Origin of the sequence: Nocardioides jiangxiensis, from assembly GCF_030580915.1 — a bacterium.
Lineage (GTDB): Bacteria > Actinomycetota > Actinomycetes > Propionibacteriales > Nocardioidaceae > Nocardioides > Nocardioides jiangxiensis.
In genome coordinates this window covers 1,721,926-1,746,146 of sequence record NZ_JAUQTA010000001.1, presented here as the reverse complement: position 1 = coordinate 1,746,146, position 24,221 = coordinate 1,721,926, and the positions used below count along the sequence as shown (strand labels likewise).

The following is a 24,221-nucleotide window of genomic DNA, read 5'->3' as shown; positions in this document are numbered from 1 at the left end:
GTGAAGCTGCTGATCTGGATCGCCTCCACGATGGCCGGCCTCGCCGTCGCCGCCTGGCTCTTCGACGGCATCCGGGTCGAGGGCGCCGACTGGCAGCACCGGCTTCCGCCCCTCCTCGCGGCTGCCGTGCTGCTCGGCCTCGTCTCCACGCTCGTCGAGCCGGTGGTGAAGTTCTTCTCGTTCCCGGTGATCATCCTGACCATCGGGCTCTTCCTGCTCGTGATCAACGCACTGATGCTGCTGCTGACCTCGTGGCTGGCAGAGCAGCTCGACGTGGGCTTCCACGTCGAGGGCTTCTGGACCGCCCTCTTCGGCAGCGTGATCATCACGCTCGTCGGGTCGTTCGCCCGCGCCGTCCTCCACGACGACGGCAAGGACCGCTCGTGAGCCTGCCGGCGCTCCCGGCCGCCACCGGGCCCGGCTACCGGGTCGCGGTGGTCTGTCTCGGCAACATCTGCCGCTCACCGGTCGCCGACGTCGTCCTCAACCACCGCATCGCCGCCGCCGGGCTGGACGTCCGCGTCGACTCCTTCGGCACCGGCGGCTGGCACGTCGGGGAGCCGATGGACCGCCGCTCCGCGGCCACCCTGACCAGCGCCGGCTACGACCCCACGAGGCACCGCGCCCGCCAGTTCGTCGGCGACCACGCGTCGGCGTACGACCTGATCCTGGCGATGGACTCCTCGCACCACCGCGAGCTCGCCGCGCTCGGGGTGCCGGCGGAGCGCCTCCTGATGTTCCGGGCGTTCGACCCGGAGGGGCCGGGCGACGTCCCCGACCCGTACTACGGGGGCCCGCAGGGCTTCGACGACGTCCTCGCGATGATCGAGCGCACGGCCGACGCCCTCGTGGAGGCGCTCCAGCGATGACCCGGCAGTCGGCGATCGCGCGCCGCGTCGAGCAGCTGCTCGGCACGGCGGTGGTCTCCACGGCACCGGTCGCCGGCGGCGACATCAACGCCGCCACCCGGCTCCGGCTGGCCGACGGTCGCGTCGTCCTGCTCAAGTCCCAGCCGTCTCCGCCCGCCGGCTTCTTCGCGAGCGAGGCCCGTGGCCTGGCACAGCTCGCCGCGGCCGGTGCCCCGGCACCCGAGGTGCTGGCCGTGGACGACGCCTGCCTCGTGCTGCCCTGGATCGAGCACGGACGACCGACCGTCGACGCCGCCGAGCAACTGGGCCGCGACCTCGCGGAGCTGCACCACCAGCCGCAGCCCGCGTACGGCGACCACGCCGACGGGTGGATCGGCCGACTGCCGCTGCCGAACGAGGCGTGCGCGACGTGGGCCGAGTTCTACGCCCACCGGCGGGTCCAGCCCTACCTGCGGCTCGCGATGGAGCGCGGCGCGATCGACCACGACGATGCGGCCGTCGTGGCAGCGGTCGTCGCACGGGTCGCGGACATCGTGCCGGAGGAGCCACCGGCGCTGCTCCACGGCGACCTGTGGAACGGCAACGTCGTGTGGGGCGCCGACGGCCGGGCCTGGCTCGTCGACCCCGCGGCGCACGCCGGTCACCGCGAGACCGACCTCGCCATGCTCGCCCTCTTCGGCCTGCCCCAGCTGCCTCGCGTCCTCGCGGCGTACGCCGAGGTGTACCCGCTCGCCGACGGCTGGCAGGAGCGTGTCGGCATCCACCAGCTCTTCCCGCTCCTGGTGCACGCCGCGATGTTCGGCGGGGGTTACGGCGACCGAGCCGCCCGCATCGCCCACGCGTTCCTCTGACCCGACCCGGGTACCTCGTCGCCATGGACGCCTCCCTGTGGGTGCCGGACGACCCGTCGGTCCCGCGCCTCGAGACAGCTGCCTCCGACTGCCGCGGCTGCGAGCTGTGGCAGCTGGCCACCCAGGTGGTCTTCTCCGCCGGTCCGGTCCGCGCCGCCCTGATGGTCGTCGGCGAGCAGCCCGGGGACCACGAGGACCTCGAGGGCGAGCCGTTCGTCGGGCCTGCCGGAAGGCTGCTCGACGAGGCCCTCACGCAGGCCGGGACCAGCCGCGAGGAGGTCTACCTGACCAACGCGGTGAAGCACTTCCGGTTCGAGGAGCGCGGCAAGCGCCGGATCCACAGGAAGCCGGACGTCCGGCACATCAGCGCCTGCCATCCGTGGCTCGAGGCCGAGCTCGACGCCGTCACCCCGGACGTCGTCGTGGCCCTCGGGGCCACGGCCGGCCGGGCGGTGCTGGGTCGGCCCGTCCGGATCGGGGCGGAGCGCGGGCTGCTGCAGGAGGCCGGGTCGCGCCAGGTCGTCGTGACGACGCACCCCTCGGCCGTCATCAGACTGCGTGGGCGGGACGGGTACGACGCGGGCCTGGCCGCACTGGTGGCCGACCTGCGGGTGGCGGTCGCTGCCCTCTCCTGACCGCCCCGGGGAGCGCGACTTCTCAGCGCGGCTTCAGGCACCGGTGGCATTGTTGGCGCGTGCCCTCCACGCCCGCCCCCAAGCCGCACGTGCTCGTCGTCGACGACGACCGCGCCGTGCGCGAGTCGCTGCGCCGGTCGCTGGAGTTCAACGGCTACCAGGTGTCGATGGCTGCCGACGGCGCCGAGGCGCTCGCCGGCATCGGCTCGGTGAAGCCCGACGTCGTCGTGATGGACGTGATGATGCCGCGGCTCGACGGCATCGAGGCGACCCGTGCGCTGCGGTCCGCGGGCCACGACGTACCGATCCTGGTCCTGACCGCGCGCGACGCGATCGGCGACCGCGTCGACGGGCTCGACGCCGGCGCCGACGACTACCTGACCAAGCCGTTCGCGCTGCAGGAGCTGCTGGCGCGCCTGCGTGCGCTGCTGCGCCGCGTGGCGCCGGCGGAGGAGGACAGCTCGGAGGTGCTCGGCTTCGCCGACCTGACGATGGAGCTCGCCTCGCGCGAGGTGCGTCGTGGCGACCGGCGGATGGAGCTGACCCGCACCGAGTTCGCCCTCCTCGAGATGTTCCTGCGCCGTCCGCGCCGGGTGCTGGAGCGTGCCTTCATCCTCGAGGAGGTCTGGGGCTACGACTTCCCGACGACCGCCAACTCGCTGGAGGTCTACGTCGGCTACCTGCGCCGCAAGACCGAGGCCGAGGGTGAGCAGCGGCTGATCCACACCGTGCGCGGCGTCGGCTACGTGCTGCGCGAGGGGCCGTGAAGGTCCACTACCGCCGGAGCCTGGCCAGCCGCGTCACCCTGCTGACCACGATGGCGGTCGCGATCGCGATCGCGGTGGTCGCCTTCGGCGCCTTCATGACCGTGCGGCTCCAGACCCAGGCCTCGCTCGACTCCTCCCTGGTCGACCGGGCGAAGCTCGTCGCCGCGACGGTGCGCGAGGCCGAGGTCGGTGGCACCGACTACAACGTGCCCGGCTGGCTGCTCGGCGCCTCCGATGTGCGGCTCTTCGAGGTCACCTCGGACGGGCTGGTGTGGTCGGCGGACCGGGCCGGCTCCCCCAACTTCGGCACCCCCGAGGTCGACGTGGCGGCTGGTCGCCGCGACCAGTCGATCCGCACCATCACGCAAGGTGGTGCGCGCTACCGCGCGGTGACCTGGCCGATGGCGGGCGACCACGGACGCGCGATCGTGGTCGTCCAGTCGCTCGCACCGCAGGAGCGGGTGCTCAAGCGGCTCGGCCTGGTCATGCTGCTGCTCGGTGGCGCCGGTGTCGTCGGCGCGGGCCTGGCCGGCTGGGCGGTCGCCCGCTCCGGCCTCCGTCCGGTACGCCGCCTCACGCGTGCCGCCGAGGAGATCGCCCGCACCGAGGACCTGCGCCCGATCGAGGCCACGGGCAGCAACGACGAGATCGCGCGCCTGGCGACGGCGTTCAACCAGATGCTGACCGCCCTGGCTGCATCGCGCGACCGGCAGCGGCAGCTGGTGGCCGACGCCGGCCACGAGCTGCGTACGCCGCTCACGTCGCTGCGCACCAACCTCGAGCTGCTCGCCCAGGCCTCCTCGGGCGAGCTGGAGATCCCGCCGGAGGCGCGCGACGAGCTGCTCGCCGACGTGCAGGGCCAGATCGAGGAGCTGACCACCCTGATCGGCGACCTGGTGGAGCTCGGCCGCGAGGAGTCCCTCACCCACGTCGTCGAGCCCGTCGACCTCGCCGAGGTCGTGGCCCGGGCCCTCGTCCGCGTGCGGCGCCGTGCGCCCGAGGTCCACTTCGACGTGGACACCGACCAGTGGTGGGTGACCGGCGAGGCGGCCGCTCTCGAACGGGCCGTGCTCAACCTCCTCGACAACGCCGCCAAGTGGTCCCCTGCGGGCGGCACCGTGACGGTGACGCTGTCCGCCGGAGTGCTGCGCGTCGTCGACCAGGGCCACGGCATCTCCGACGAGGACCTGCCCCACGTCTTCGACCGCTTCTGGCGCTCGCCCGAGTCGCGCGGCATGCCCGGTTCCGGACTCGGCCTGTCGATCGTGCACCAGATCGCGGTCCGCCACTCCGGTCGCGTGGAGGCCGGTCGCGCTCCCGAGGGGGGCGCGATGCTCACGCTGCGCGTGCCCGGCAAGGTCTCGCCGGACTGACGTCGGTCAGTCGGCCAGCACGCGCAGCAGGCGCTCCGCCTTCCAGCGCGTCTCGGCGTACTCCTCGCCGCAGTCGGACTGCACCGTGATGCCGCCCCCGGTGCCGAGCTCGTAGCGCCAGCCGGCATCGGCCGGGGTCGCCACGAGGCTCCGGATCACGACGCCCAGGTCGGCCCTGCCATCGGCCGCGATCCAGCCGAATGCGCCGGCGTAGACCCCGCGCGGCGTCTCCTCGACGTCGTCGGTCACGAGCATGGTCTGCAGCTTGGGCGCGCCCGTCATCGATCCCGCCGGGAAGAGCGCGCGCAGTGCCGCCACGGTGGTCAGGTCGTCGCGCAGCCGGCCGCGCACCGTCGACACCAGCTGGTGCACCGACGCATAGGACTCGACCTCCATCAGCGCCGGCACCTCCACCGAGCCCGCCTCGCAGACCATCCCCACGTCGTTGCGCAGGAGGTCGGTGATCATCAGGTTCTCGGCGCGGAACTTCGGATCCGTCGCGAGGTGCGTGCGCAGCCGCTCGTCCTCCTGGGGCGTCGAGCCTCGCGGCGTCGTCCCCTTGATGGGCTTGGTCTCCAGCACGCGGTGCCGGTCGACCAGCGCGTAGCGCTCCGGACTGCTCGAGAGCAGGTGGGTGCCGCGGTGCTGCAGGTAGCCGGCGTACGGCGCGGGGTTGAGCTCACGCAGCCGGAGGTACGCCGCCACCGGGCCGACGCCGGACTCGACGGCCTCGCGGTACGTGAGGTTCAGCTCGTACGTCAGCCCCGCACGCAGCGCCTCCTGGACCTCCGCGAAGGCGACCTCGTAGTCGCGTGGGGCCACCGTCGGCTCCGGGAAGGAGGCGGGTCCACCCTGGTTCCGCTCGTGCCTCGCGCCGGCCTGCCAGTTCCACCACGGCTCCGCCTCCTTCCCTGCGCCGCCTGGGACGGCGTCGACCTCGTGGTCGAAGGTGCGGAGGTTCGTCGTCCTCATCCAGACCGCGTCCGGTACCCCGGCAGCCGGGCGCGCAGGGAGGTCGGTGCGGCACGCGTAGCCGAAGTAGCCGACCCACTGGGCATCGGCAGGACCGGCCGCGATCTCGGCCTCGAGCACGTCGAAGATGTCGCTGCCGACGACCTCCGAGGAGCCACCCGCATGCCGGGTCACCTCGTGGTGCAGCGCGTCGAACGTGAGGGAGACGTCGTCGTCGTCGAGCCACCCGATCATCGACCGTCGCGACGACCACGCGCGGCCGCCCCCGCCGTCGAGCCAGAACACCCGGTCGTGGGCAGCGGCGACCTCGCGGAAGTGCTCCTCGGGCGAGGTCATCGCAGCTCCAGGAAGTTGCGAACGATGTTCGCGCCGTACTCGGAGAGGATCGACTCGGGGTGGAACTGCACCCCGACCTGAGGCTTCGTCCGGTGTGCGACCGCCATGACGACCGAGGAGCCGTCGTGGGCCTGACAGGCCGCGGTGACCGTCAGCTCGTCCGGCATCTCGAGCGCCTCGAGCGAGTGGTACCGCACGGCTGCGAACGGTGTCGGCACTCCCGCGAACAGCGCCGACCCGTCGTGGACCACCGAGGCCACCTCGCCGTGAGCCGGCGTCGTGCGGCCCACGTGCCCGCCGTAGGCGGTGACCAGGCCCTGCATACCGAGGCAGACGCCCAGGAGCGGCCTCGGATCCTCGAGGATCAGTGTCCGGCCGAGGTCGAAGAAGGCCCGGTTGTGCGGTGACCCCGGGCCCGGGGAGAGCACCAGGTGCGAGTAGCCCTCGAGCTCGGAGACCCCCACGGAGTCGTGTGCCACGACGTCCGGGAGCTCACCGGTGACCGAGGCGATGAGGTGCGCGAGGTTCCACGTGTAGGAGTCGTGGTGGTCGACCAGCACCACACGAGGATCGGGACCCGGCGCCGGCATCGGTCTCAGCCCAGCAGGAGGTCGGCGACGAGCTCGTGGATCAGGTCGAAGCCGTGCTCGGTGAGGATCGACTCGGCGTGGAACTGGATGCCCCGGAAGGTCGCTCCCCGGACCACGTGGATGTCGCCGGTCTCCGGGTCGAACTCGGCGGTGACGCCCTCCGGGAGGCCCGAGCCGTCGAGCCCCACACGACCGACGAAGGTGTTGTAGAAGCCGACCCGCTCGGTGCGCCCGTTGAACGGCACCGGCGACTGCGTGCCCTGGAAGACGATGTCCTTGTAGCCGAGCTCGATGCCGAGCCGCTCGCAGAGCGTCTGGTGGCCCAGGCAGATGGAGAGGAACGGCTTGCCGGCCGCGATCAGCTCGTCGGTCGCCGCACGGAAGGCCGCGATCTTGGGGTGGTCACCGTCGCGCGGGTCACCCGGGCCGGGGCCGATGACCACCAGGTCGTAGGCGTCGAAGCAGCCGGGCGCGTAGTCCTCGTGCTGCACGACGTCCGAGCTCATGCCCATCACGGCGAAGACGTGGCGGATCATGTTCACGAAGTCGTCCTCGCCGTCGAGGATCGCGACCCGCCTGCCGCGCAGCGCGGCGTCCGGCGTGGCGCCGCCCTGGTCGGTCAGCCAGAACTTCGAGAGCCGCTGGTTGCGCGAGCCGAGCGCGAGGAGCACGTCCTCGTCCTGGGCCAGCGAGGCGATCGACCCCTCGGGTGCGGCCGGGGCGGCGGGCACGAGCCCGAACGCCGACAGGATGCCGCCCGCCTTCGCGTGCGTCTCCGCCACCTCGTACGCCGGGTCGGAGTCGCGCACGAGGGTGGCTCCGGCGGTGACCTTGAGCCGGCCGTCGAGCGCGACGTCGGCCGTGCGGATGATGATCGGGCTGTCCGCCGTGGGCTCGCCGGACGCGTCGCGTCCGATCAGCGCGAGCGCGGACGCGTAGTAGCCGCGGCCCTCGGTCTCGTACTTCTTGATCAGGCGGCAGGCGTTCTCGACCGGGGAGCCGGTGACCGTCGCGGCGTACATCGTGTCGCGGAGGATCTCGCGGACGTCCCGCGTCGAGCGGCCCGCGAGGAGGTACTCGGTGTGGACGAGGTGGGTCATCGGCTTGAGGAACGGCCCGAGCACCTGGCCACCCTCGTTGCAGATGTCGCACATCATCTTGAGCTCTTCGTCGACGACCATGAAGAGCTCGTAGATCTCCTTCTCGTCCTTGAGGAAGTCGAGGAGGGCGGCCTTGCGGTCCACCGCCGGGTCACGCGGGATGCGGAAGGTGCCGGAGATCGGGTTCATCCGCACGTCGCCGCCGGTGACGGAGACATGGCGCTCCGGGCTGGCGCCCACGAGGTAGCGGTCCCCGGTGAAGAAGACGTAGGTCCAGTAGGCGCCGCGCTCGCGCTCGAGCAGGCGGCGGAAGACGGTGAGCGCCACGTCGGTCGACATGGCGGCGACCTGCGCACGGAAGTGCCGACCGACCACCAGGTTGGCGCCCTCGCCCTGGCCGATCTCGTCGCGGATGATCGTCTCGACGACCTTGGCGTAGTCCTCGTCACTGGACTCGAACCCACCGCGGTCCTCGAACTCCACCGGTACGTCGGGCAGCGCGGCCAGGAGGTCGGCGACCGGCACCTCGGACTCGCTGTCGATGGTGACGACGACCAGCGGGGTCCCGTCGTCGTGCGCCTCGAAGCCGCGCTCGGTCACCTGGCGGAAGGGGATCGCGACCAGCCGGTCGAAGCGCCGGCCGGCCTCGGGCACGCCCGTCTCGAGCGGGATGTCGAGGATGCTGGCGACCTCGGAGCGGGGACCGCCGACGAGCGTCACCGTCGCGGAGTCGCGCAGCCGGATCGCCGCCCACGCCTCGCGCCCCGTGATCGCGTCGAGGAGTCCCCGGGCGTCAACGTGGGCAGCAGGCGCGTCAGTCATGACCGAAGCCTAACGACGGCGCCTGCCCGCGCCGACCGGATATCCGGCCGCTGGGAACCCGGGAACTCCTCAGCCACGGCGGCCCCGAGATTCGCCGGCGCAAGGGTCCCGTCGTCCGACCGCTCCCTGCACGGCTGGTCGGGCTCCTGGGGCGTCTCCTCCAACGCCAGGTGCACGGGATCCACATCGGCGAGCTGAGCCGCAGCACTGGCTGTTCGTCCCCAAGGGGTTTGCGTACGACACCCTCGCCGTCCCTTCGCCGCATGGCGTGCCTGCCACGTGACCGGGATCGACTACTACGCCCGCGGCACCTTCCCGGCCGCCACGGTCTTCCCGCAGACCAGGCGACCCGAGCTACGGCTGATCAGCACCGGCGGCCCGCTGCACGACGGCGATCCGCTCGGCAACGCGGTGGTCACCGCCGTCATGCGATGACGTGGCTCAGAGTCCGAGGGAAGCGATGACCTCGTCGACCCAGCGCGGCACGAGGTCGCCGGCCTTGCCCTGGCGTGCCTCGTCGAACCAGTGGGTGCCTTCCGACGGCTCGAGGTTGAGCTCCAGGCTGCGGATGCCACGAGCCCGGGCCTCGATGACGAAACCCGCCGCCGGGTAGACCGCACCGGACGTGCCGATCGAGACGAAGAGGTCGGCCGCCGCGAGGGCGTGGGAGATGCGGTCCATCTCGTAGGGCATCTCGCCGAACCACACGATGTCCGGGCGGAGCTCGCTCACCCCGCAGCCGGGACAGGCCGGACGATCGCCGAGGTCGGTGATCCACGGGAAGCGGTGGCCACAGGCGCGGCACAGCGCCGACAGCAGCTCACCGTGCATGTGGACGACATGGTGGGCGCCGCCGCGCTCGTGGAGGTCGTCGACGTTCTGGGTGACGATGGTGAGGTCGTCGCCGAGCACCGACTCGAGACGGCCGAGCGCGAGGTGGGCCGCATTGGGCACCACGTCGGCGAGCGCGGCGCGGCGCGCGTCGTAGAAGGCGTGGACGAGCGCCGGGTCCGCGTCGTACCCCTCGGGGGTGGCGACGTCCTCGACCCGGTGCCCCTCCCAGAGGCCGTCGGCGTCACGGAACGTCGGCACGCCGCTCTCCGCGGAGACGCCGGCGCCGGTCAGGACCACGATGCGCATGACCGGCACTCTAAGCCGCACGTACGCTCGGAGCATGATCCCGCCGTTGACGCGCCTCGCGGGCACCGTCCTGTACGACGCCGACTGCGGCTTCTGCACCACGTGCGCACGCTGGCTCGAGCGCCACGGCACGTGCACGGTCGCGCCGTGGCAGTCGCAGGACCTCGAGGCCCTCCAGCTGACCGAGGACGACGTCACGACGGCGGCCTGGTGGCTCGACGTCTCCGGTCGGGCGACTGCGTCCGGCGCGCAGGCGATCGCGGCCGCGCTGCGCACGTGCGCCGCGCCGTACCGGCTCGCGGGCTGGCTGATGACGCTGCCGCTGGTCCGGGTGGTGGCCGCCGTGGTCTACGGCTGGGTGGCGCGCAACCGCTACCGGCTCCCGGGCGCGACCGACGCCTGCCGGATCGACGGGCACTGACCCTGGCGGGTCTGAGCCGCCGGGCCCTGCTGGTGACCGGCGCCGCCGCTGCGTCGGGGACCACGCCTACGTCACCTACGCCGACGCCTCGCTGCCCGACCCGGGCACGGCGTACTTCGGGGCGAGCTGGCCGCGCCTGCAGCAGGTGCGGCGCAGCTACGACCCGGACGGGTTCTTCACCCAGCCCCAGTGAGCCGGCCGTCGAGCCGGGACCGGCTCAGCGCTGGGCGAGCAGGCCGACGAGGTCGACGAGGCGGTTGGAGTAGCCCCACTCGTTGTCGTACCAGCCGACGACCTTGACCTGCCGTCCGATGACCTTGGTCAGCGGCGCATCGAAGATGCAGGACGACGGGTCGGTGACGATGTCGCTCGAGACGATCGGCGCAGTGGAGTACGTGAGGTAGCCGGCGAGCGGACCCTCGGCGGCGGCACGGACGATCTCGTTGACCTCCTCGACGGACGTCTCGCGGCCCGCGGTGAAGGTCAGGTCGGTGAGCGAGCCGGTCGGCGTAGGGACACGCACGGCGAAGCCGTCGAGCTTCCCCTTCAGCTCGGGCAGGACCAGGCCGATCGCCTTGGCGGCACCCGTCGAGGTCGGCACCAGGTTGAGCGCGGCGGCGCGGGCGCGGCGGAGGTCCTTGTGGATGTTGTCCTGGAGGTTCTGGTCGGCCGTGTAGGCGTGGACGGTCGTCATCAGGCCCTGCTCGATGCCGAGCGCGTCGTTGAGGGCCTTCGCCATCGGGGCCAGGCAGTTGGTGGTGCACGAGGCGTTGGACACGACGTCGTGCAGCGCGGCGTCGTAGAGGTGGTCGTTGACGCCCATGACGATCGTGGCGTCCTCGTTGGTCGCAGGCGCCGAGATGATGACCTTCTTCGCGCCGCCACCCGTGATGTGCTCGCGGGCACGGGTGGCGTCGGTGAAGAATCCGGTCGACTCGATCACCACGTCGACGTCGAGCTCGCCCCACTTGAGGGCGTGCGGCTCGCGCTCGGCGAAGCACCGGATCTCCTGGCCGCCGACGACGATCGTGTCGCCGGTCGCGGTGACCTCGGCGTCGAGCTTCCCCAGGATCGTGTCGTACTGGAGCAGGTGCGCGAGGACCGCGTTGTCGGTGAGGTCGTTGATGCCGACGATCTCGATGTCCGCACCGGAGGCGCGGACCGCGCGGAAGAAGTTGCGGCCGATGCGGCCGAATCCGTTGATGCCAACGCGGACGGTCATGAGAACTCCTGGTGGATGGTGACGGCGGCTGTGATCGGCGCAACAACGCCGTACGACTTTTATACACGTTAAAAGCAAAAGTCTGTACCCTAGATACATGAAGAAGGTGATGGCAGTCACGATCGCCGGCCCCGAGTCCTCGCTCACGCCTGCGCTGGACGACCTCGTCGGCGACCACGTCGCGTCGCGGATCGCCGCGCGGGACGCGACGATCTGGGGCCCCGCAGCGGAGGCCGAGGCACGCAGGCGCCTCGCCTGGGTCGACCTCGCCGCCTCCTCGCGCCCCCTGGTGGCCACCATCGAGCAGCTCCGCGCCGACTTCCGGGCGCGCGGCCTCGACCGCGTGGTGCTGTGCGGCATGGGCGGCTCGTCGCTCGGCCCCGAGGTCGTCTGCGCCGCGGCCGGCGTCGACCTGACCGTCGTCGACAGCTCCGACCCGGGTCAGGTGGCAGCCGCCCTCGCCGGCGACCTCGCCCACACGGTCGTGGTCGTGTCCAGCAAGTCAGGCGGCACCCTCGAGACGGACAGCCAGCACCGTGCCTTCCGCCGCGCCATGCGCGAGGCCGGCCTCGACCCCCGCGACCACGTGGTCGTCGTGACCGACCCGGGTACCGTGCTCGACGCGGAGGCGCGTGCTGCCGGCTACGTCGTCATCAACGGCAACCCGGATGTCGGGGGCCGCTTCTCGGTCCTCAGCGCCTACGGACTGGTACCCAGCGGCCTTGCCGGCGCGGACATCTCGGCCCTGCTCGACGAGGCCGCCGCCGTCTCCGGGCGGCTGGGATCGGACGATGCAGCAAACCCCGGCCTGCAGCTCGGGGCCCTTCTCGGCGTGGCCGCCGTGAACGGCGTCGACAAGCTGGTCCTCGACGAGGACCTCTCGGGTGCACCCGGCTTCGGCGACTGGGCCGAACAGCTGATCGCCGAGTCCACCGGCAAGGACGGCCGGGGCCTGCTCCCCGTCGTGGTCCCCTCGCCCCGTCGCAGCGACGACCCGGCCACCCCGCTCACCCCTCCGGGACCCGACGCGCTGATCGTCAGCGGTGGCCCGGTCCCGTTGCGGACCACGTCCGGTCTCGCCGCTGCCATCCAGGCCCCCCTCGGCGCGGCGTTCCTCCTCTGGGAGTACGCCGTGAGCATCGCCGGCCGGGTGATCGGCATCAACCCGTTCGACCAGCCGGACGTCGAGAGCGCCAAGCAGGCCTCCCGTGCACTCCTCGAGGACCGCGGCGCATCACCCGAGGCGGCGTTCCGCGACGGGGCGATCGAGGTCCACGCGACCCGCGGCCTCCTCGACGGCACGCAGGAAGCACGCGCTGCGGTCGCCGCCCTGCTCGCGCAGGTCGACCCGGCCCACGGCTACCTCGCGGTGATGGCGTACCTCGACCGGGTCGCACACGCCGACCTCGCCGCCGTGCGGGACTCCCTCGCCACACGGCTCGGACGACCCGTCACGTTCGGCTGGGGTCCGCGCTTCCTCCACTCCACCGGCCAGTTCCACAAGGGCGGCGCTCCGGTCGGCGTCTTCCTGCAGATCACCGCGACGCCGGTCACGGACGTCGAGATCCCCGACCGTCCCTTCACCTTCGGGCAGTACATCCAGGCCCAGGCGGCCGGTGACGCAGTCGTGCTCGGCGAGCACGGTCGTCCCGTCCTGCGCCTGCACCTGACCGACCTCGACGCCGGGCTGGAGCAGCTCCGCTCAATCCTCGGCTGACCCGCTCCGGAAGGGTCAGGCGTGGCGGCGCAGCATCGCGTCGACACTGTCGGGGCGGAGCACGTCGCTGACCGCGGCCTGCGCGCATCCGACGATCCCGGAGTCCGCACCGTGCGTGGAGGGGACGATCTCGAGCGCCGTGGAGGCCGCGGCCGTCGCACCGGCGTACAGGGTCTCGCGGAGGCCGGCCACGAAGATGTCGTACGCCGCCGCGAGGTCGCCGCCGATGACGAGCGCACCCGGGTTGAGCAGGTTGACCACGCCGGCGAGCACCTCGCCGACACGGCGGCCGCTCTCGCGGATCCGGCGCCGCGCGGAGGCGTCGCCGTCGAGCGCACGGGCGACGAGGTCGCGGATGTGGGCCGCGGGCTCTCCCGCCTCGACACTGTCCTGCACGATCGCCCAGCCACCGGCGACCGCATCGACACAGCCGACGTCGCCGCAGCGGCAGACGCGACCGTCGGCGGCAGCGACCTTGGTGTGGCCCATCTCCCCGGCTGCCCCGCGGAAGCCGCGGACCAGCTGTCCACCGACGAGGACACCGGCGCCCAGGCCGGTGGAGGCCTTGAGCACGACGAGGTCGGGCCACCGGAGCGCGTGGCCGTGGGTCTCGGCCAGGGCGAGCGCGTTGGCGTCGTTCTCGACGTGCACGAGGCAGTCGAAGTCCTCGAACCAGCGGCCGAGCGGCACACCGTCCCATCCACGCATGACCGGCGAGGAGAGGCTCATCCCGGTGGCCGGGTCGATGGTGCACGGCAGGCTCAGGCCCACGCCGCGCACCCGGTCAGCCGAGACGCCGGCCTCGACCATCAGGGCATCGAGCGCGGCGCGCACGCGTGGCATCAGCTCGTCCGGGGTATGGCCATCCTCGTGGTCGAACTCCGAGGACGCCAGGACCCGTCCCTCGAGGTCGCACACGGCCATCTGGGTGCGGCTGCGGCCGAGGGCTGCGGCGAGCACGGCGCCCGCAGCGGCGTTGAACTGCAGCCGGACCGGCGGGCGGCCACCGGTGGACGGGCCTTCGGGGCCCTCGACGACCAGACCGGAGGCGAGGAGGGCGCTGAGGCGAGCCGTCACGGCCGTGCGCGAGAGCCCGGTGGCCGCGGCGACCTCGGCACGCGTCGTGACCTCGCCCCGTCGGATGAGTTCGAGGATCGCTCCCGCCGTCGGGGTCACCGCGTGCTGCGCCATAGCCCGGAGATTACACAAACCGGTGCGGATCTCGACCGATGAACCGACACTTAGGTAGTCGAACGTGGCAAAAGTCTGTACTCTTGCAAGCAGTGACGTGATGCTGGTCACGCCGCCCGACAGCGAGGACACCCCATCGGCATGACTGCACCGATCTGGCCCGGCCGCAACTGGCCGCTCGGCGCGACGTGGTCCGACGAGGCGACCAACTTCGCCGTCCATGCTCCCTCCGCGACCGACCTGTGGGTCTGTCTGGTCGACGACGACGGCACCGAGACCCGCCACCGGCTGACCGAGCAGACCCTCGGGATCTGGCACGGCGCCGTGCCGGGGGTCGCCGTCGGCACACGCTACGGCTTCCGGGCCGACGGGCCGTGGGAGCCGGAGGCCGGTCACCGCTTCAACCCTGCCAAGCTCCTGCTGGACCCGTACGCGCGCGCCGTGTCGGGCACCCTGGAGAACGGGCCGTCGATCTTCAGCCACGACCTCGACGACCCCGGGCAGCGCTCCGACCTCGACTCCGCCGGGTCGGTGCCCCTCGGCGTGGTCGTGCACGACGAGTTCGACTGGCAGGGCGACGCCCCCCTCCGGCACCGCTGGCGCGACACCGTCATCTACGAGCTCCACACCCGCGGGTTCACCCAGCTCCACGACCGGATCCCGCCCGACCTCCGCGGCACGTACGCCGCCCTGGGGCACGACGTCGTGACGGGCTACCTCCACGACCTCGGTGTCACCGCTGTCGAGCTGCTGCCGATCCACCACTTCGTCTCCGAGACCGCCCTGCTCGACCGCGGCGCGACCAACTACTGGGGCTACAACACGATCGGGTTCTTCGCCCCGCACGGCGGTTACTCGGCCAGCGGGGACCGGGGCCAGCAGGTCCGCGAGTTCAAGGAGATGGTCCGCAGCCTCCACGCCGCGGGCATCGAGGTCATCCTCGACGTGGTCTACAACCACACCGCGGAGGGCGGCCCCTCCGGACCCACGCTGTCGTGGCGCGGCCTGGACGACCGGAGCTTCTATCGCCGGGGCGCCCCCGCCGACGAGGGCGGCTTCGACGACACCTACTGGGACGTCACCGGCTGCGGCAACACGGTCAACAGCAGCGACCCGAGCGCCCTGCGCCTGATCCTCGACTCGCTGCGCTACTGGGTGACCGACATGCACGTCGACGGCTTCCGCTTCGACCTCATGTCAGCGATCACCCGGTCTGGGTACGAGGTCGACATGCACGGTCACCTGCTCACGACCATCAGCCAGGACCCGGTGCTGCGCCACGTGAAGCTCATCGCCGAACCCTGGGACGCCTCCATGGACGGCTACCGGGTCGGTCAGTACCCGCCGCCGTGGGTCGAGTGGAACGACCAGTACCGCGACACCATGCGGGACTTCTGGCGAGGACGCTCCGACGGCATCCGCACGGTCGCGACCCGGCTCGCCGGCTCCGCGGACCTGTACGCCGACGACGGGCGCTCGCCGTACGCCTCGGTCAACTTCATCACCGCCCACGACGGGTTCACGCTGCGCGACCTGGTCAGCTACGACCAGAAGCACAACGAGGCCAACGGCGAGGAGAACCGCGACGGCACCGACGACAACCGGTCCTGGAACTGCGGCGTCGAGGGCGAGACCGACGACGAGGACGTGCTCGCGACGCGCCACCGCCTCGCGGCGAACCTGATCGCCAGCCTCTGCCTCTCCAACGGCGTGCCCATGCTGACCGCCGGTGACGAGCGCGGCCGCACGCAGGGGGGCAACAACAACGCGTTCTGCCAGGACAACGAGATCTCCTGGGTCGACTGGTCCGCAGACAACGCCTGGCTCGACCTCTTCGAGATCACACGGGCCGCCCTCCGGATCCGGCGCGAGCACCCGGCCCTGCGGCAGCGGCACTGGTTCGAGGGCCGGCCGACCGTGCCCGGCGGGCCGCCCGACCTGGCCTGGATCCACCCGACCGGCCGCGAGATGACCACCGACGACTGGCACGACGACCTCCTCCGGGTGATCGGCATGTTCGTCTCGGGCTCCCCGCTGCGCGCGCCGGGACCGCGCGGCGAGGTGCTGCGCGACGCGTCGTTCCTGCTCTGGCTCAACGGCTCCGAGCACGACTGTGCGTGCGACCTGCCCCCGAACAAGTGGATCCAGGCAGGCACGGTCGTCCTGTCGACGGACCCTCTCCTCCCGGTCGGGACCGAGGTCTTCGCGGGCCGGACGATCACGCTCGCCTCGCACTCCCTCGTCCTCCTCCAAGCAGATGCGGAGCACCACGCATGAGCAACAGCGCGATCACCGGCGGGCGCCACGTCCGCAAGGACGCCGCCCCTGCTGCGGGCGGCGGGCGACGCGTCGGCCGGATCCCGGTCATGGACGTCTCCCCCGTCATCGACGGCGGACGGTTCCCCACGAAGGCAGCGGTCGGCGAGCCGTTCGAGGTGTCGGCGCTGGTCTTCCGCGAGGGCCACGACCGCTACGGCGCCGACGTCGTCCTCACCGACCCCAGGCGCAAGCGGCGCGCGCCCGTGCGCATGCGCGCGACCGGACCGGACGCCGCGCGGCTCTCCGCCGTCGTGACGCCCGACCTCGTCGGTGCCTGGACGTTCGAGGTGCAGTCCTGGAGCGACCCGCTCGCCACCTGGCTTCACGCGACGTCGGTCAAGGTGCCGGCCGGCGTCGACGTCGAGCTGATGTTCACCGAAGGCGCGCTGCTGCTCGAGCGCTGGGAGAAGGAGGTGAAGGCCGACGCCCCGACGCGCGCCGCGGTACGCAAGGTGCGCAGGCTGCTCGCCGACACCACGGTCGCTCCCGGAGTCCGGCTGGCCGCGGCCGAGTCGGCCGAGATCCGCCACGCGATCGACGCGTTCCCGCTGCGCGACCTGTGCGGCAGCGACGAGCCGCATCCGTTCTTCGTCGACCGCGAGCGGGCCCTGGTCACCAGCTGGTACGAGTTCTTCCCGCGGTCCGAGGGCGCCCACCGCGCCGAGGACGGCTCCCTCGTCTCCGGCTCCTTCCGTACGGCGGCCGAGCGCCTGCCTGCCGTCGCGGCGATGGGCTTCGACGTGCTCTACCTGCCGCCGATCCATCCGATCGGCGAGGTCAACCGGAAGGGGCCGAACAACGTCGTCCAGGAGCCGGCGGGGCCGCACCCCGCGGACTGGGTCGGCTCGCCGTGGGCGATCGGGTCGCGTCACGGCGGACACGACGCCGTGCATCCTGACCTCGGGACTATCGAGGACTTCGACGCCTTCGTGGCCGACGCCGCCGCGGTCGGCCTGGAAGTGGCCCTCGACTTCGCCCTGCAGGCGGCGCCGGACCACCCGTGGGTCGAGGCGCATCCCGAGTGGTTCACGACGCGCGCGGACGGGTCGATCGCCTACGCCGAGAACCCGCCGAAGAAGTACCAGGACATCTACCCGATCAACTTCGACAACGACTACCCGGGCATCCTCGCCGAGGCCGAGCGCGTGCTGCGCCACTGGATGGCGCACGGCATCCGGATCTTCCGCGTCGACAACCCGCACACCAAGCCGGTGCACTTCTGGGCCGACCTCTTCGCCCGGATCCGCGCCACCGACCCCGACGTGGTCTTCCTCTCCGAGGCGTTCACCGCGCCGCCGATGATGCGGGCGCTGGCCACGGTCGGCTTCCACCAGTCCTACACGTACTTCACCTGGCGCAACACGAAGGCCGAGCTCGAGTCCTACCTGACCGAGGTCTCCCGCGAGACCAGCGCCGCCCTGCGGCCGAGCTTCTGGGTCAACACCCCCGACATCAACCCCTTCTACCTGCAGAGCGGCACGCCGGCGGCGTTCAAGGTGCGCGCGGTGCTGGCCGCGACGGGCTCCCCCAGCTGGGGCGTGTACGCCGGCTACGAGCTGTGCGAGCACCAGCCGCTGCGTCCCGGAGCGGAGGAGTACCTCGACTCCGAGAAGTTCCAGCTCCGGCCCCGCGACTGGGCGGCCGCAGAGGCGTCGGCGCAGACGCTGGCGCCGTACCTGACCCGGCTCAACGCGATCCGCCGGGAGCACCGCGCCCTCCGACAGCTGCGCAACGTGACGATCCACCACACCGACGACGACGCCGTCCTCTGCTTCAGCAAGCACGACCTCGCCGACCCCGCTGGCGGCGACGCGGTGGTCGTCGTGGCCAACCTCGACCCCCACCACACGCGGGAGACGCTGGTGCACCTCGACCTCGACGCCCTCGGCCTCCCTGCCGACCGGGGCTTCGAGGTGACCGACCTGCTGAGCGGCCAGACCTGGACCTGGGGTGGCACCAACTACGTGCGTCTCGACCCCGCGGTGGAGCCCGCCCACGTCCTGCACGTCCACCGGCCGACGGGAGGTGACGCATGAGCACCGCCCTCCACGCCGAGGTCGACGCGCTCGTCTCCGGCCACCACGACGACCCGCACCGGCTGCTCGGCGTCCACGTCACCGACGACGGCGCCGTCGTCCGGGCACTCAAGCCGCTGGCCGCGAGCGTGACGCTGGTGGCGGGCGACCTCCGGGTCCCGCTCGCCCACGTGCATGCGGGGGTCTGGGAGGCGGCGCTCGACGTTCCCGTCGAGGACTACCGGCTCGAGGTGGTGTGGTCCGGCAGCCAGCCGCAGCTGGTCGACGACCCGTGGCGGCACTGGCCGACCGTGGGCGACCTCGACCTGCACCTGGTCGCCGAGGGCCGGCACGAGCGACTCTGGGAGGTGCTCGGCGCGCGACAGGTCACCTCCGGCGGGGCGTCCGGCACAGCGTTCGCGGTCTGGGCGCCCGGCGCCCGCGGCGTGCGCGTCACCGGGGACTTCAACGGCTGGAGCGGCGCGGAGCACCCGATGCGCCGGCTCGGCGGCTCGGGCGTCTGGGAGCTCTTCGTGCCGGGGCTCGAGCCGGGCTTCCGCTACAAGTTCGCGATCCTCGGGCCCGACGGTGAATGGGCCGACAAGGCGGACCCGCTCGCCCGGCGTACCGAGGTGCCGCCGCTGACCGCGTCGGTGGCCTTCGAGTCCGGCCACGTCTGGACCGACGACGCCTGGATGGCCGCGCGCACCGCGCGTCCGGACCGCCAGCCGATGTCGGTCTACGAGGTGCACCTCGGCTCGTGGCGCCGGCATCCCGACGGCAGCTCCTACAGCTACGACGAGCTGGCCGAGCACCTCACGGCGTACGTCCGGGAGCTGGGGTTCACCCACGTCGAGCTGCTGCCGGTCATGGAGCACCCGTTCGGTGGCTCGTGGGGCTACCAGGTCACCTCCTACTACGCGCCGACCGCGCGCTTCGGCGACCCGGACGGCCTCCGTCGGCTCATCGACGCGCTGCACAACGCGGGGGTCGGCGTGATCCTCGACTGGGTGCCGGCGCACTTCCCGAAGGACGCCTTCGCGCTGGCCCGCTTCGACGGGACACCGCTCTACGAGCACCCCGACCCGCGCCGCGGCGAGCACCCCGACTGGGGCACCTACGTCTTCGACTTCGGCCGCCCCGAGGTGCGCAACTTCCTCGTCGCCAACGCCCTCTACTGGCTCCAGGAGTTCCACGCCGACGGCCTCCGGGTCGACGCCGTCGCCTCGATGCTCTACCTCGACTACTCCCGCGAGGACGGGCAGTGGCTGCCCAACGTGCACGGCGGGCGGGAGAACCTCGAGGCCGTGCAGTTCCTCCAGGAGCTCAACGCCACGGTCTACCGCGCGGTGCCGGGCGCCTTCACCGTCGCCGAGGAGTCGACCTCGTGGCCAGGCGTCACGCGCGCCACCGACGCCGGCGGCCTGGGCTTCGGCTTCAAGTGGAACATGGGCTGGATGCACGACACGCTCCAGTACTTCGCGCACGACCCGGTGCACCGCAGCCACCACCACGACGAGCTGACCTTCAGCCTGGTCTACGCCTTCTCGGAGAACTTCGTCCTGCCACTCAGCCACGACGAGGTCGTGCACGGCAAGGGCTCCCTGCTCACGAAGATGCCGGGTGACCCGTGGCGCCGCCGCGCGAACCTCCGCTCCCTCCTCGCCCTGCAGTGGTCCCACCCCGGCAAGCAGCTGCTCTTCATGGGCGGCGAGCTCGCCCAGGAGACCGAGTGGGCCGAGCAGCGCGAGCTGGACTGGTGGCTGCTCGACCGCCCCGAGCACGACGGCGTACGCCGCCTGGTCGCGGACCTCAACGCGACGTACCGCGCCACCCCCGCGCTCTTCGAGGTCGACCACGACCCGGCCGGCTTCACCTGGCTCGAGGCACACGACGCCGAGCGCAACGTGCTCGCGTTCCTGCGCTGGTCCGCCGACGGTCAGCCGCTCGCGGTCGTCGCGAACCTGTCGGCCGTGCCGCTCCACGCGCACCGGGTCGGCCTGCCCGCCGCGGGCACGTGGCGCGAGGTGCTCAACACCGACGCCACGCCGTACGGAGGAAGCGGCGTGGGCAACCTCGGCTCCGTCGAGGCCGCGTCACGGCCCTGGCAGGGCCAGCCGGCGTCGGCCGACGTCGTCGTGCCCCCGCTCGGCGTCGTCTGGCTGACGCCCGTCGCCGCGCCCCTGGACAGTGCATCACCCGACGACGAAGGAGACGTGCGATGAAGGTGCTGGGCATCGTCCTCGCCGGTGGCGAGGGGAAGCGGCTGATGCCGCTGACCGAGGACCGGGCCAAGCCCGCGGTGCCCTTCGCGGGCAGCTACCGGCTGATCGACTTCGCGCTGTCGAACCTGATCAACTCGGGCTTCCTCAAGTGCGCGGTCCTCACCCAGTACAAGTCGCACTCGCTCGACCGCCACATCTCGCTGACCTGGCGGATGTCGAGCATGCTCGGCAACTACGTCACGCCGGTGCCGGCGCAGCAGCGGCGCGGCAAGCAGTGGTACCAGGGCAGCGCCGACGCGATCTACCAGTCGATGAACCTGATCACCGACGAGAACCCGGACATCATCGTGGTCTTCGGCGCCGACCACGTCTACCGGATGAACGCCCGCCAGATGGTCGACGCGCACGTCGCCTCCGGTGCAGGAGTGACCGTCGCCGGCATCCGCGTGCCGCGCAGCCAGGCCGACCAGTTCGGCGTGATGACCGTCGCCGGGGACGGCAGCACGATCAGCGAGTTCCTGGAGAAGCCGGCCGACCCGCCCGGTCTGCCCGACTCCCCCGAGGAGGTGCTCGCCTCGATGGGCAACTACGTCTTCACCGCCGACACCCTCATCGAGGCGCTCGAGGCCGACGCGGCCGACCCGACCTCGCGGCACGACATGGGCGGCGACATCGTGCCCGCCCTGGTCGCGAAGGGCCTGGCCGCCGTCTACGACTTCAAGGACAACGAGGTGCCCGGCGCCTCCGACCGCGACCGCGGCTACTGGCGCGACGTCGGCACCATCGACTCCTACCACGAGGCCCACCTGGACCTGGTCTCCGCGGAGCCGATCTTCAACCTCTACAACGACCAGTGGCCGATCTACTCCTACCAGGCACAGCTGCCCGGTCCGAAGTTCGTGCACGGCGCGACGGTCCGCGACTCGATCGTGAGCGCGGGCTCGATCATCTCCGGCGCCACGACCGAGAGCTCTGTCTTCGCGACCAACACCCGGATCGAGGACGGCGCGACGGTGCAGCGGTCGGTCCTGATGGACAACGTCCGCATCGGCAAGGGTGCGATCATCCGCAACGCCATCATCGACAAGAACGTCGTGGTCCCGCCGGGCACCCTCATCGGCATCAACCACGACGACGACCGGCGTCGCGGGTTCCACGTGAGCCCGGGTGGCGTCGTCGTCATCGGAAAGGGGCAGGTCGTATGAGCGACCTCCGCGTGAGCATCCTGACCCGGGAGTTCCCGCCCGACGTCTACGGCGGGGCCGGCGTCCACGTCACCTTCCTCGCCCGCGAGCTCGCGGCGCTCGTCGACGTCGACGTGCAGTGCATGGGCGAGCCACGGCCGGGCGCGACCGCCCACTCCGAGAAGGACGAGCGGCTCGCCGACGCCAACCCGGCGCTGCGTGTGCTCTCGACCGACCTCACCATGACAGCCGCGGTCTCCGGCTCGGACCTGGTCCACTCCCACACCTGGTACGCCGCGATGGCCGGCCACTGGGCGAAGCTGCTCTACGGCGTCCCGCACGTGATCACCGCGCACTCGCTCGAGCCGGACCGGCCGTGGAAGGCGGAGCAGCTCGGCGGCGGCTACGCCCTGTCGTCGTGGGCCGAGCGGACCGCCTACGAGTCGGCCGACGCGATCGTCGCGGTCAGCGCGGCGATGCGCGAGGACGTCCAGCGGGCCTACCCCGCCGTCGACCCCGCCCGGATCCACGTGATCCACAACGGGATCGACGCGGAGCTCTACTTCCCCGACCCCGACCGCGGCGTCCTCGACCGGATCGGCGTCGACCCCGCCCGACCGTACGCCGCGTTCGTCGGCCGGATCACGCGGCAGAAGGGCGTCGCCCACCTGCTCCGTGCCGCGCTGGACTTCGACCCGGAGCTGCAGCTGGTGCTGCTCGCCGGCGCCGCCGACACCCCCGAGCTGGAGGCGGAGACCGACGCGGCCATCGCTGAGCTGCACGCGCGGCGTACCGGCGTCTTCGTGGTCTCTCAGATGCTGCCTCCCGAGGACGTCCGGCAGGTGCTGAGCCATGCCCTCTTCTTCTGCTGCCCGTCGGTCTACGAGCCGCTCGGCATCGTCAACCTGGAGGCCATGGCGTGCGGCGCCGCGGTCGTCGCCAGCCGCGTCGGCGGCATCCCGGACGTCGTCGTCGACGACGAGACGGGCATGCTGGTCGACTACGACGCCGAGGACCCGGACGGCTTCGAGGCAGGCCTGGCCGCCGCAGCGAACCGGCTCGTCGCCGACCCGGCGCTCGCCGCGCGCATGGGCCTCGCCGGGATGAACCGGGCGCGCGACCAGTTCGGCTGGGCCCCGATCGCGGAGCAGACCGCAGCCCTCTACCGCTCGCTCCTCTGACGCCGAGATGGGGCTCGTGCCGGGCACGAGCCCCGTCTCGGCGCTCCCGGCCGGTGTGCAGCGACGTCAGTCGTGCTCGGGGATCACCGGCAGTGAAGCCGTCGGGAGGTCCGGCAGCACCACCTGGAAGTAGTGCCGGGCCGCCTCCGAGGTGCTGACGTCGTGGCCCGCGCGCTCAGAGAGCAGCCAGCGCTGCTCGAGCACCTCGTGGAAGACCTCCGCCTCGTCGCGCTTGCCGCGGAGCTCCGCCGGGATCGCCGACACGATCGGGTTGTAGCAGTCGAGCACCCAGCGGCTCGCCGCCGCGGCCTCGGAGACCGGCTGGCCCGACTCCTGCTCGAGCCAGGCCCGGAAGCTGGCGATGTCGGCCAGCAGCCGCCGGGCCTGCTGGTCCTGCACGTCCAGCCCGGTGCGGCGCAGCAGCAGGCGCCGCCAGCGACCGGGGTCGGCCACGCGCGTGCGGACCCGGACCATGGAGCCGTCCTCGGCGGGGAGCAGCTCGACCTCGTCGACGTCGAACCCGAGCTCCTCGATGCGTCGCATCCGCTCGCCGATGAGGTAGCGCTGCTCGTCCTTGGCGACGACGTCCTCGCGGTTCACCTCGTTCCAGAGCGCGTGGTACCGCTCGCGCACGCTGTCGGCGGTGTCGACCGGGTCGATGTCCTCGGCGAGCAGGCCGCCCGCCTCCAGGTCCATCAGCTCGCCGCCGATCCGCTCGTGGGCGAAGTCGAGGTCCAGGCTCCGCTGCCCCGCCGTCAGCGCCGGGTGGTGCTCCATCGTCTCGGCGTCGACGAGGTAGGCCTCGAGGTCGCCGGCATCGAGCTTGAAGAGCGTGTTGGAGAGCGAGCAGTCACCCCAGAGGTAGCCGGCCAGGTGCAGCCGCACGAGCAGCTCGACCATGCCCCCGATGAGGGCGTCCAGCTGCGGGCCGGCGTGCATCGTGCTCAGCAGGCGCCGGTACGTCGCGGAGTAGCTCAGGAAGCGCGTGACCAGGATCGAGTCCTGGCCGACCCGGTCGAGGCACGCACCCACGACCTCGACCGCCGGGATGCTCACGTCGGCCAGCTCGCGCAGCACCCGGTACTCGCGGCGGACCAGCTCGTCGGGGAGCTCCTTGAGGACGAAGGTGCCCTCCGGGGTCTCGACGAAGCGCACCACGTGCCGATGGATGCCGGCGGTCGGCACCTCCACCAGCCGCTCGTCCTGCCAGCTCTCGAGGGGGTCCTCCCACGGCAGGTCCAGCAGCCCGGCCGCGCCGTCCGCGGGCGGGCTGAAGATGAACCTCACGGCC

21 protein-coding genes and 1 pseudogene are annotated in these 24,221 nt (G+C 72.0%); 15 read left to right on the top strand and 7 right to left on the bottom strand.

All coding sequences use genetic code 11. The annotated features are described in order from the left end of the window. From Q5722_RS08460 to Q5722_RS08435, 6 genes are read left to right on the top strand one after another with little or no spacing between them, the layout of a single operon-like run. Complete coding sequence (locus Q5722_RS08460) at window positions 1-387, top strand: phage holin family protein (protein ID WP_305027774.1); 387 nt, start codon at window positions 1-3, stop codon at window positions 385-387. Then, window positions 384-869 carry a low molecular weight protein-tyrosine-phosphatase gene (locus Q5722_RS08455; RefSeq protein WP_305027773.1) on the top strand — a complete coding sequence of 162 codons (486 nt, stop codon included), beginning with the start codon at window positions 384-386 and terminating at the stop codon, window positions 867-869. The genes Q5722_RS08460 and Q5722_RS08455 overlap by 4 nt, the downstream gene beginning before the upstream one ends. Beyond that, complete coding sequence (locus Q5722_RS08450) at window positions 866-1,720, top strand: fructosamine kinase family protein (RefSeq protein WP_305027772.1); 855 nt, start codon at window positions 866-868, stop codon at window positions 1,718-1,720. Before Q5722_RS08455 ends, Q5722_RS08450 begins: the two co-directional genes overlap by 4 nt. A gap of 23 nt (window positions 1,721-1,743) precedes the next feature. Next, window positions 1,744-2,355, top strand: coding sequence for a UdgX family uracil-DNA binding protein (locus Q5722_RS08445; RefSeq protein ID WP_305027771.1), 612 nt, complete (start codon window positions 1,744-1,746; stop codon window positions 2,353-2,355). 59 nt (window positions 2,356-2,414) lie between these two features. Then, entirely contained in the window at window positions 2,415-3,122 is a 708-nt protein-coding gene (locus Q5722_RS08440; RefSeq protein WP_305027770.1) for a response regulator transcription factor, read from the top strand. Further along, window positions 3,119-4,495 carry a sensor histidine kinase gene (locus Q5722_RS08435; protein ID WP_305027769.1) on the top strand — a complete coding sequence of 459 codons (1,377 nt, stop codon included), beginning with the start codon at window positions 3,119-3,121 and terminating at the stop codon, window positions 4,493-4,495. Before Q5722_RS08440 ends, Q5722_RS08435 begins: the two co-directional genes overlap by 4 nt. 6 nt (window positions 4,496-4,501) lie before the next feature. On the opposite strand, the gene Q5722_RS08430 is transcribed toward Q5722_RS08435, so the two are convergent. Genes Q5722_RS08430 through Q5722_RS08420 form a run of 3 tightly spaced genes read right to left on the bottom strand, consistent with a single transcriptional unit; the run spans window position 4,502 to window position 8,315 of the window. Further along, window positions 4,502-5,803, bottom strand: a complete 1,302-nt coding sequence (locus Q5722_RS08430; protein ID WP_305027767.1) for an anthranilate synthase component I family protein — start codon at window positions 5,801-5,803, stop codon at window positions 4,502-4,504. Beyond that, entirely contained in the window at window positions 5,800-6,363 is a 564-nt protein-coding gene (locus Q5722_RS08425; protein ID WP_305027766.1) for an anthranilate synthase component II, read from the bottom strand. Before Q5722_RS08425 ends, Q5722_RS08430 begins: the two co-directional genes overlap by 4 nt. A 35-nt stretch (window positions 6,364-6,398) precedes the next feature. Continuing rightward, window positions 6,399-8,315 (bottom strand): anthranilate synthase family protein, encoded by a 1,917-nt coding sequence (locus Q5722_RS08420; protein ID WP_305027765.1) that lies wholly within the window; start codon window positions 8,313-8,315, stop codon window positions 6,399-6,401. Between the two features lie 279 nt (window positions 8,316-8,594). Here Q5722_RS08420 and Q5722_RS08415 point away from each other — a divergent pair, with 279 nt between their 5' ends. Then, window positions 8,595-8,750 carry a sortase family protein gene (locus tag Q5722_RS08415; RefSeq protein ID WP_305027764.1) on the top strand — a complete coding sequence of 52 codons (156 nt, stop codon included), beginning with the start codon at window positions 8,595-8,597 and terminating at the stop codon, window positions 8,748-8,750. A gap of 6 nt (window positions 8,751-8,756) precedes the next feature. Here Q5722_RS08415 and Q5722_RS08410 read toward each other — a convergent pair whose 3' ends face one another. Next, complete coding sequence (locus Q5722_RS08410) at window positions 8,757-9,455, bottom strand: NAD-dependent deacylase (RefSeq protein ID WP_305027763.1); 699 nt, start codon at window positions 9,453-9,455, stop codon at window positions 8,757-8,759. A 34-nt stretch (window positions 9,456-9,489) separates the two neighbouring features. Between Q5722_RS08410 and Q5722_RS08405 the strand changes: the two genes are divergently transcribed. Beyond that, complete coding sequence (locus tag Q5722_RS08405) at window positions 9,490-9,876, top strand: thiol-disulfide oxidoreductase DCC family protein (RefSeq protein WP_305027762.1); 387 nt, start codon at window positions 9,490-9,492, stop codon at window positions 9,874-9,876. A 76-nt stretch (window positions 9,877-9,952) separates the two neighbouring features. Beyond that, window positions 9,953-10,069, top strand: a pseudogene (locus Q5722_RS14945) (BBE domain-containing protein); the annotation flags it as partial. 24 nt (window positions 10,070-10,093) lie between these two features. Here the strand turns inward: Q5722_RS14945 and gap are convergent. Continuing rightward, entirely contained in the window at window positions 10,094-11,098 is a 1,005-nt protein-coding gene (gene gap, locus Q5722_RS08400) for a type I glyceraldehyde-3-phosphate dehydrogenase (RefSeq protein WP_305027761.1), read from the bottom strand. Window positions 11,099-11,195: 97 nt separating this feature from the next. On the opposite strand from gap, the gene Q5722_RS08395 reads away from it, so the two are divergent. After that, window positions 11,196-12,815, top strand: a complete 1,620-nt coding sequence (locus Q5722_RS08395) for a phosphoglucose isomerase-related protein (RefSeq protein ID WP_305027760.1) — start codon at window positions 11,196-11,198, stop codon at window positions 12,813-12,815. A gap of 15 nt (window positions 12,816-12,830) precedes the next feature. Here the strand turns inward: Q5722_RS08395 and Q5722_RS08390 are convergent, their stop codons facing one another. Continuing rightward, the gene (locus Q5722_RS08390) at window positions 12,831-14,006 is read right to left on the bottom strand and encodes an ROK family transcriptional regulator (protein ID WP_305027759.1); all 1,176 of its coding nucleotides are present in this window, start codon (window positions 14,004-14,006) and stop codon (window positions 12,831-12,833) included. A 141-nt stretch (window positions 14,007-14,147) separates the two neighbouring features. On the opposite strand from Q5722_RS08390, the gene glgX reads away from it, so the two are divergent. The 5 genes from glgX to glgA are packed head-to-tail and all read left to right on the top strand — an operon-like array spanning window position 14,148 to window position 22,930. Continuing rightward, window positions 14,148-16,283, top strand: coding sequence for a glycogen debranching protein GlgX (glgX, locus tag Q5722_RS08385; protein WP_305027758.1), 2,136 nt, complete (start codon window positions 14,148-14,150; stop codon window positions 16,281-16,283). After that, window positions 16,280-18,361 carry a maltotransferase domain-containing protein gene (locus tag Q5722_RS08380; RefSeq protein ID WP_305027757.1) on the top strand — a complete coding sequence of 694 codons (2,082 nt, stop codon included), beginning with the start codon at window positions 16,280-16,282 and terminating at the stop codon, window positions 18,359-18,361. Before glgX ends, Q5722_RS08380 begins: the two co-directional genes overlap by 4 nt. Further along, window positions 18,358-20,565: a 1,4-alpha-glucan branching protein GlgB gene (gene glgB, locus Q5722_RS08375; protein ID WP_305027756.1), complete on the top strand. Its 2,208-nt coding sequence runs from the start codon at window positions 18,358-18,360 to the stop codon at window positions 20,563-20,565. Before Q5722_RS08380 ends, glgB begins: the two co-directional genes overlap by 4 nt. Further along, the gene (gene glgC / locus Q5722_RS08370; protein WP_305027755.1) at window positions 20,562-21,770 is read left to right on the top strand and encodes a glucose-1-phosphate adenylyltransferase; all 1,209 of its coding nucleotides are present in this window, start codon (window positions 20,562-20,564) and stop codon (window positions 21,768-21,770) included. The genes glgB and glgC overlap by 4 nt, the downstream gene beginning before the upstream one ends. Further along, window positions 21,767-22,930, top strand: a complete 1,164-nt coding sequence (gene glgA, locus Q5722_RS08365) for a glycogen synthase (protein ID WP_305027754.1) — start codon at window positions 21,767-21,769, stop codon at window positions 22,928-22,930. The genes glgC and glgA overlap by 4 nt, the downstream gene beginning before the upstream one ends. A 66-nt stretch (window positions 22,931-22,996) precedes the next feature. Here glgA and Q5722_RS08360 read toward each other — a convergent pair whose 3' ends face one another. Continuing rightward, entirely contained in the window at window positions 22,997-24,217 is a 1,221-nt protein-coding gene (locus tag Q5722_RS08360) for a DUF4032 domain-containing protein (protein WP_305027753.1), read from the bottom strand. Window positions 24,218-24,221: the final 4 nt, after the last annotated feature.

Bases quoted from the DNA above. Each gene is read 5' to 3' on its own strand.
- Q5722_RS08450 (WP_305027772.1), top strand. From the start codon at position 866: ATGACCCGGCAGTCGGCGATCGCGCGCCGCGTCGAGCAGCTGCTCGGC.
- Q5722_RS08445 (WP_305027771.1), top strand. From the start codon at position 1,744: ATGGACGCCTCCCTGTGGGTGCCGGACGACCCGTCGGTCCCGCGCCTC.
- Q5722_RS08430 (WP_305027767.1), bottom strand. From the start codon at position 5,803: ATGACCTCGCCCGAGGAGCACTTCCGCGAGGTCGCCGCTGCCCACGAC.
- Q5722_RS08420 (WP_305027765.1), bottom strand. From the start codon at position 8,315: ATGACTGACGCGCCTGCTGCCCACGTTGACGCCCGGGGACTCCTCGAC.
- Q5722_RS08410 (WP_305027763.1), bottom strand. From the start codon at position 9,455: ATGCGCATCGTGGTCCTGACCGGCGCCGGCGTCTCCGCGGAGAGCGGC.
- Q5722_RS08405 (WP_305027762.1), top strand. From the start codon at position 9,490: ATGATCCCGCCGTTGACGCGCCTCGCGGGCACCGTCCTGTACGACGCC.
- gap (WP_305027761.1), bottom strand. From the start codon at position 11,098: ATGACCGTCCGCGTTGGCATCAACGGATTCGGCCGCATCGGCCGCAAC.
- Q5722_RS08395 (WP_305027760.1), top strand. From the start codon at position 11,196: ATGAAGAAGGTGATGGCAGTCACGATCGCCGGCCCCGAGTCCTCGCTC.
- Q5722_RS08390 (WP_305027759.1), bottom strand. From the start codon at position 14,006: ATGGCGCAGCACGCGGTGACCCCGACGGCGGGAGCGATCCTCGAACTC.
- glgX (WP_305027758.1), top strand. From the start codon at position 14,148: ATGACTGCACCGATCTGGCCCGGCCGCAACTGGCCGCTCGGCGCGACG.
- Q5722_RS08380 (WP_305027757.1), top strand. From the start codon at position 16,280: ATGAGCAACAGCGCGATCACCGGCGGGCGCCACGTCCGCAAGGACGCC.
- glgB (WP_305027756.1), top strand. From the start codon at position 18,358: ATGAGCACCGCCCTCCACGCCGAGGTCGACGCGCTCGTCTCCGGCCAC.
- glgC (WP_305027755.1), top strand. From the start codon at position 20,562: ATGAAGGTGCTGGGCATCGTCCTCGCCGGTGGCGAGGGGAAGCGGCTG.
- glgA (WP_305027754.1), top strand. From the start codon at position 21,767: ATGAGCGACCTCCGCGTGAGCATCCTGACCCGGGAGTTCCCGCCCGAC.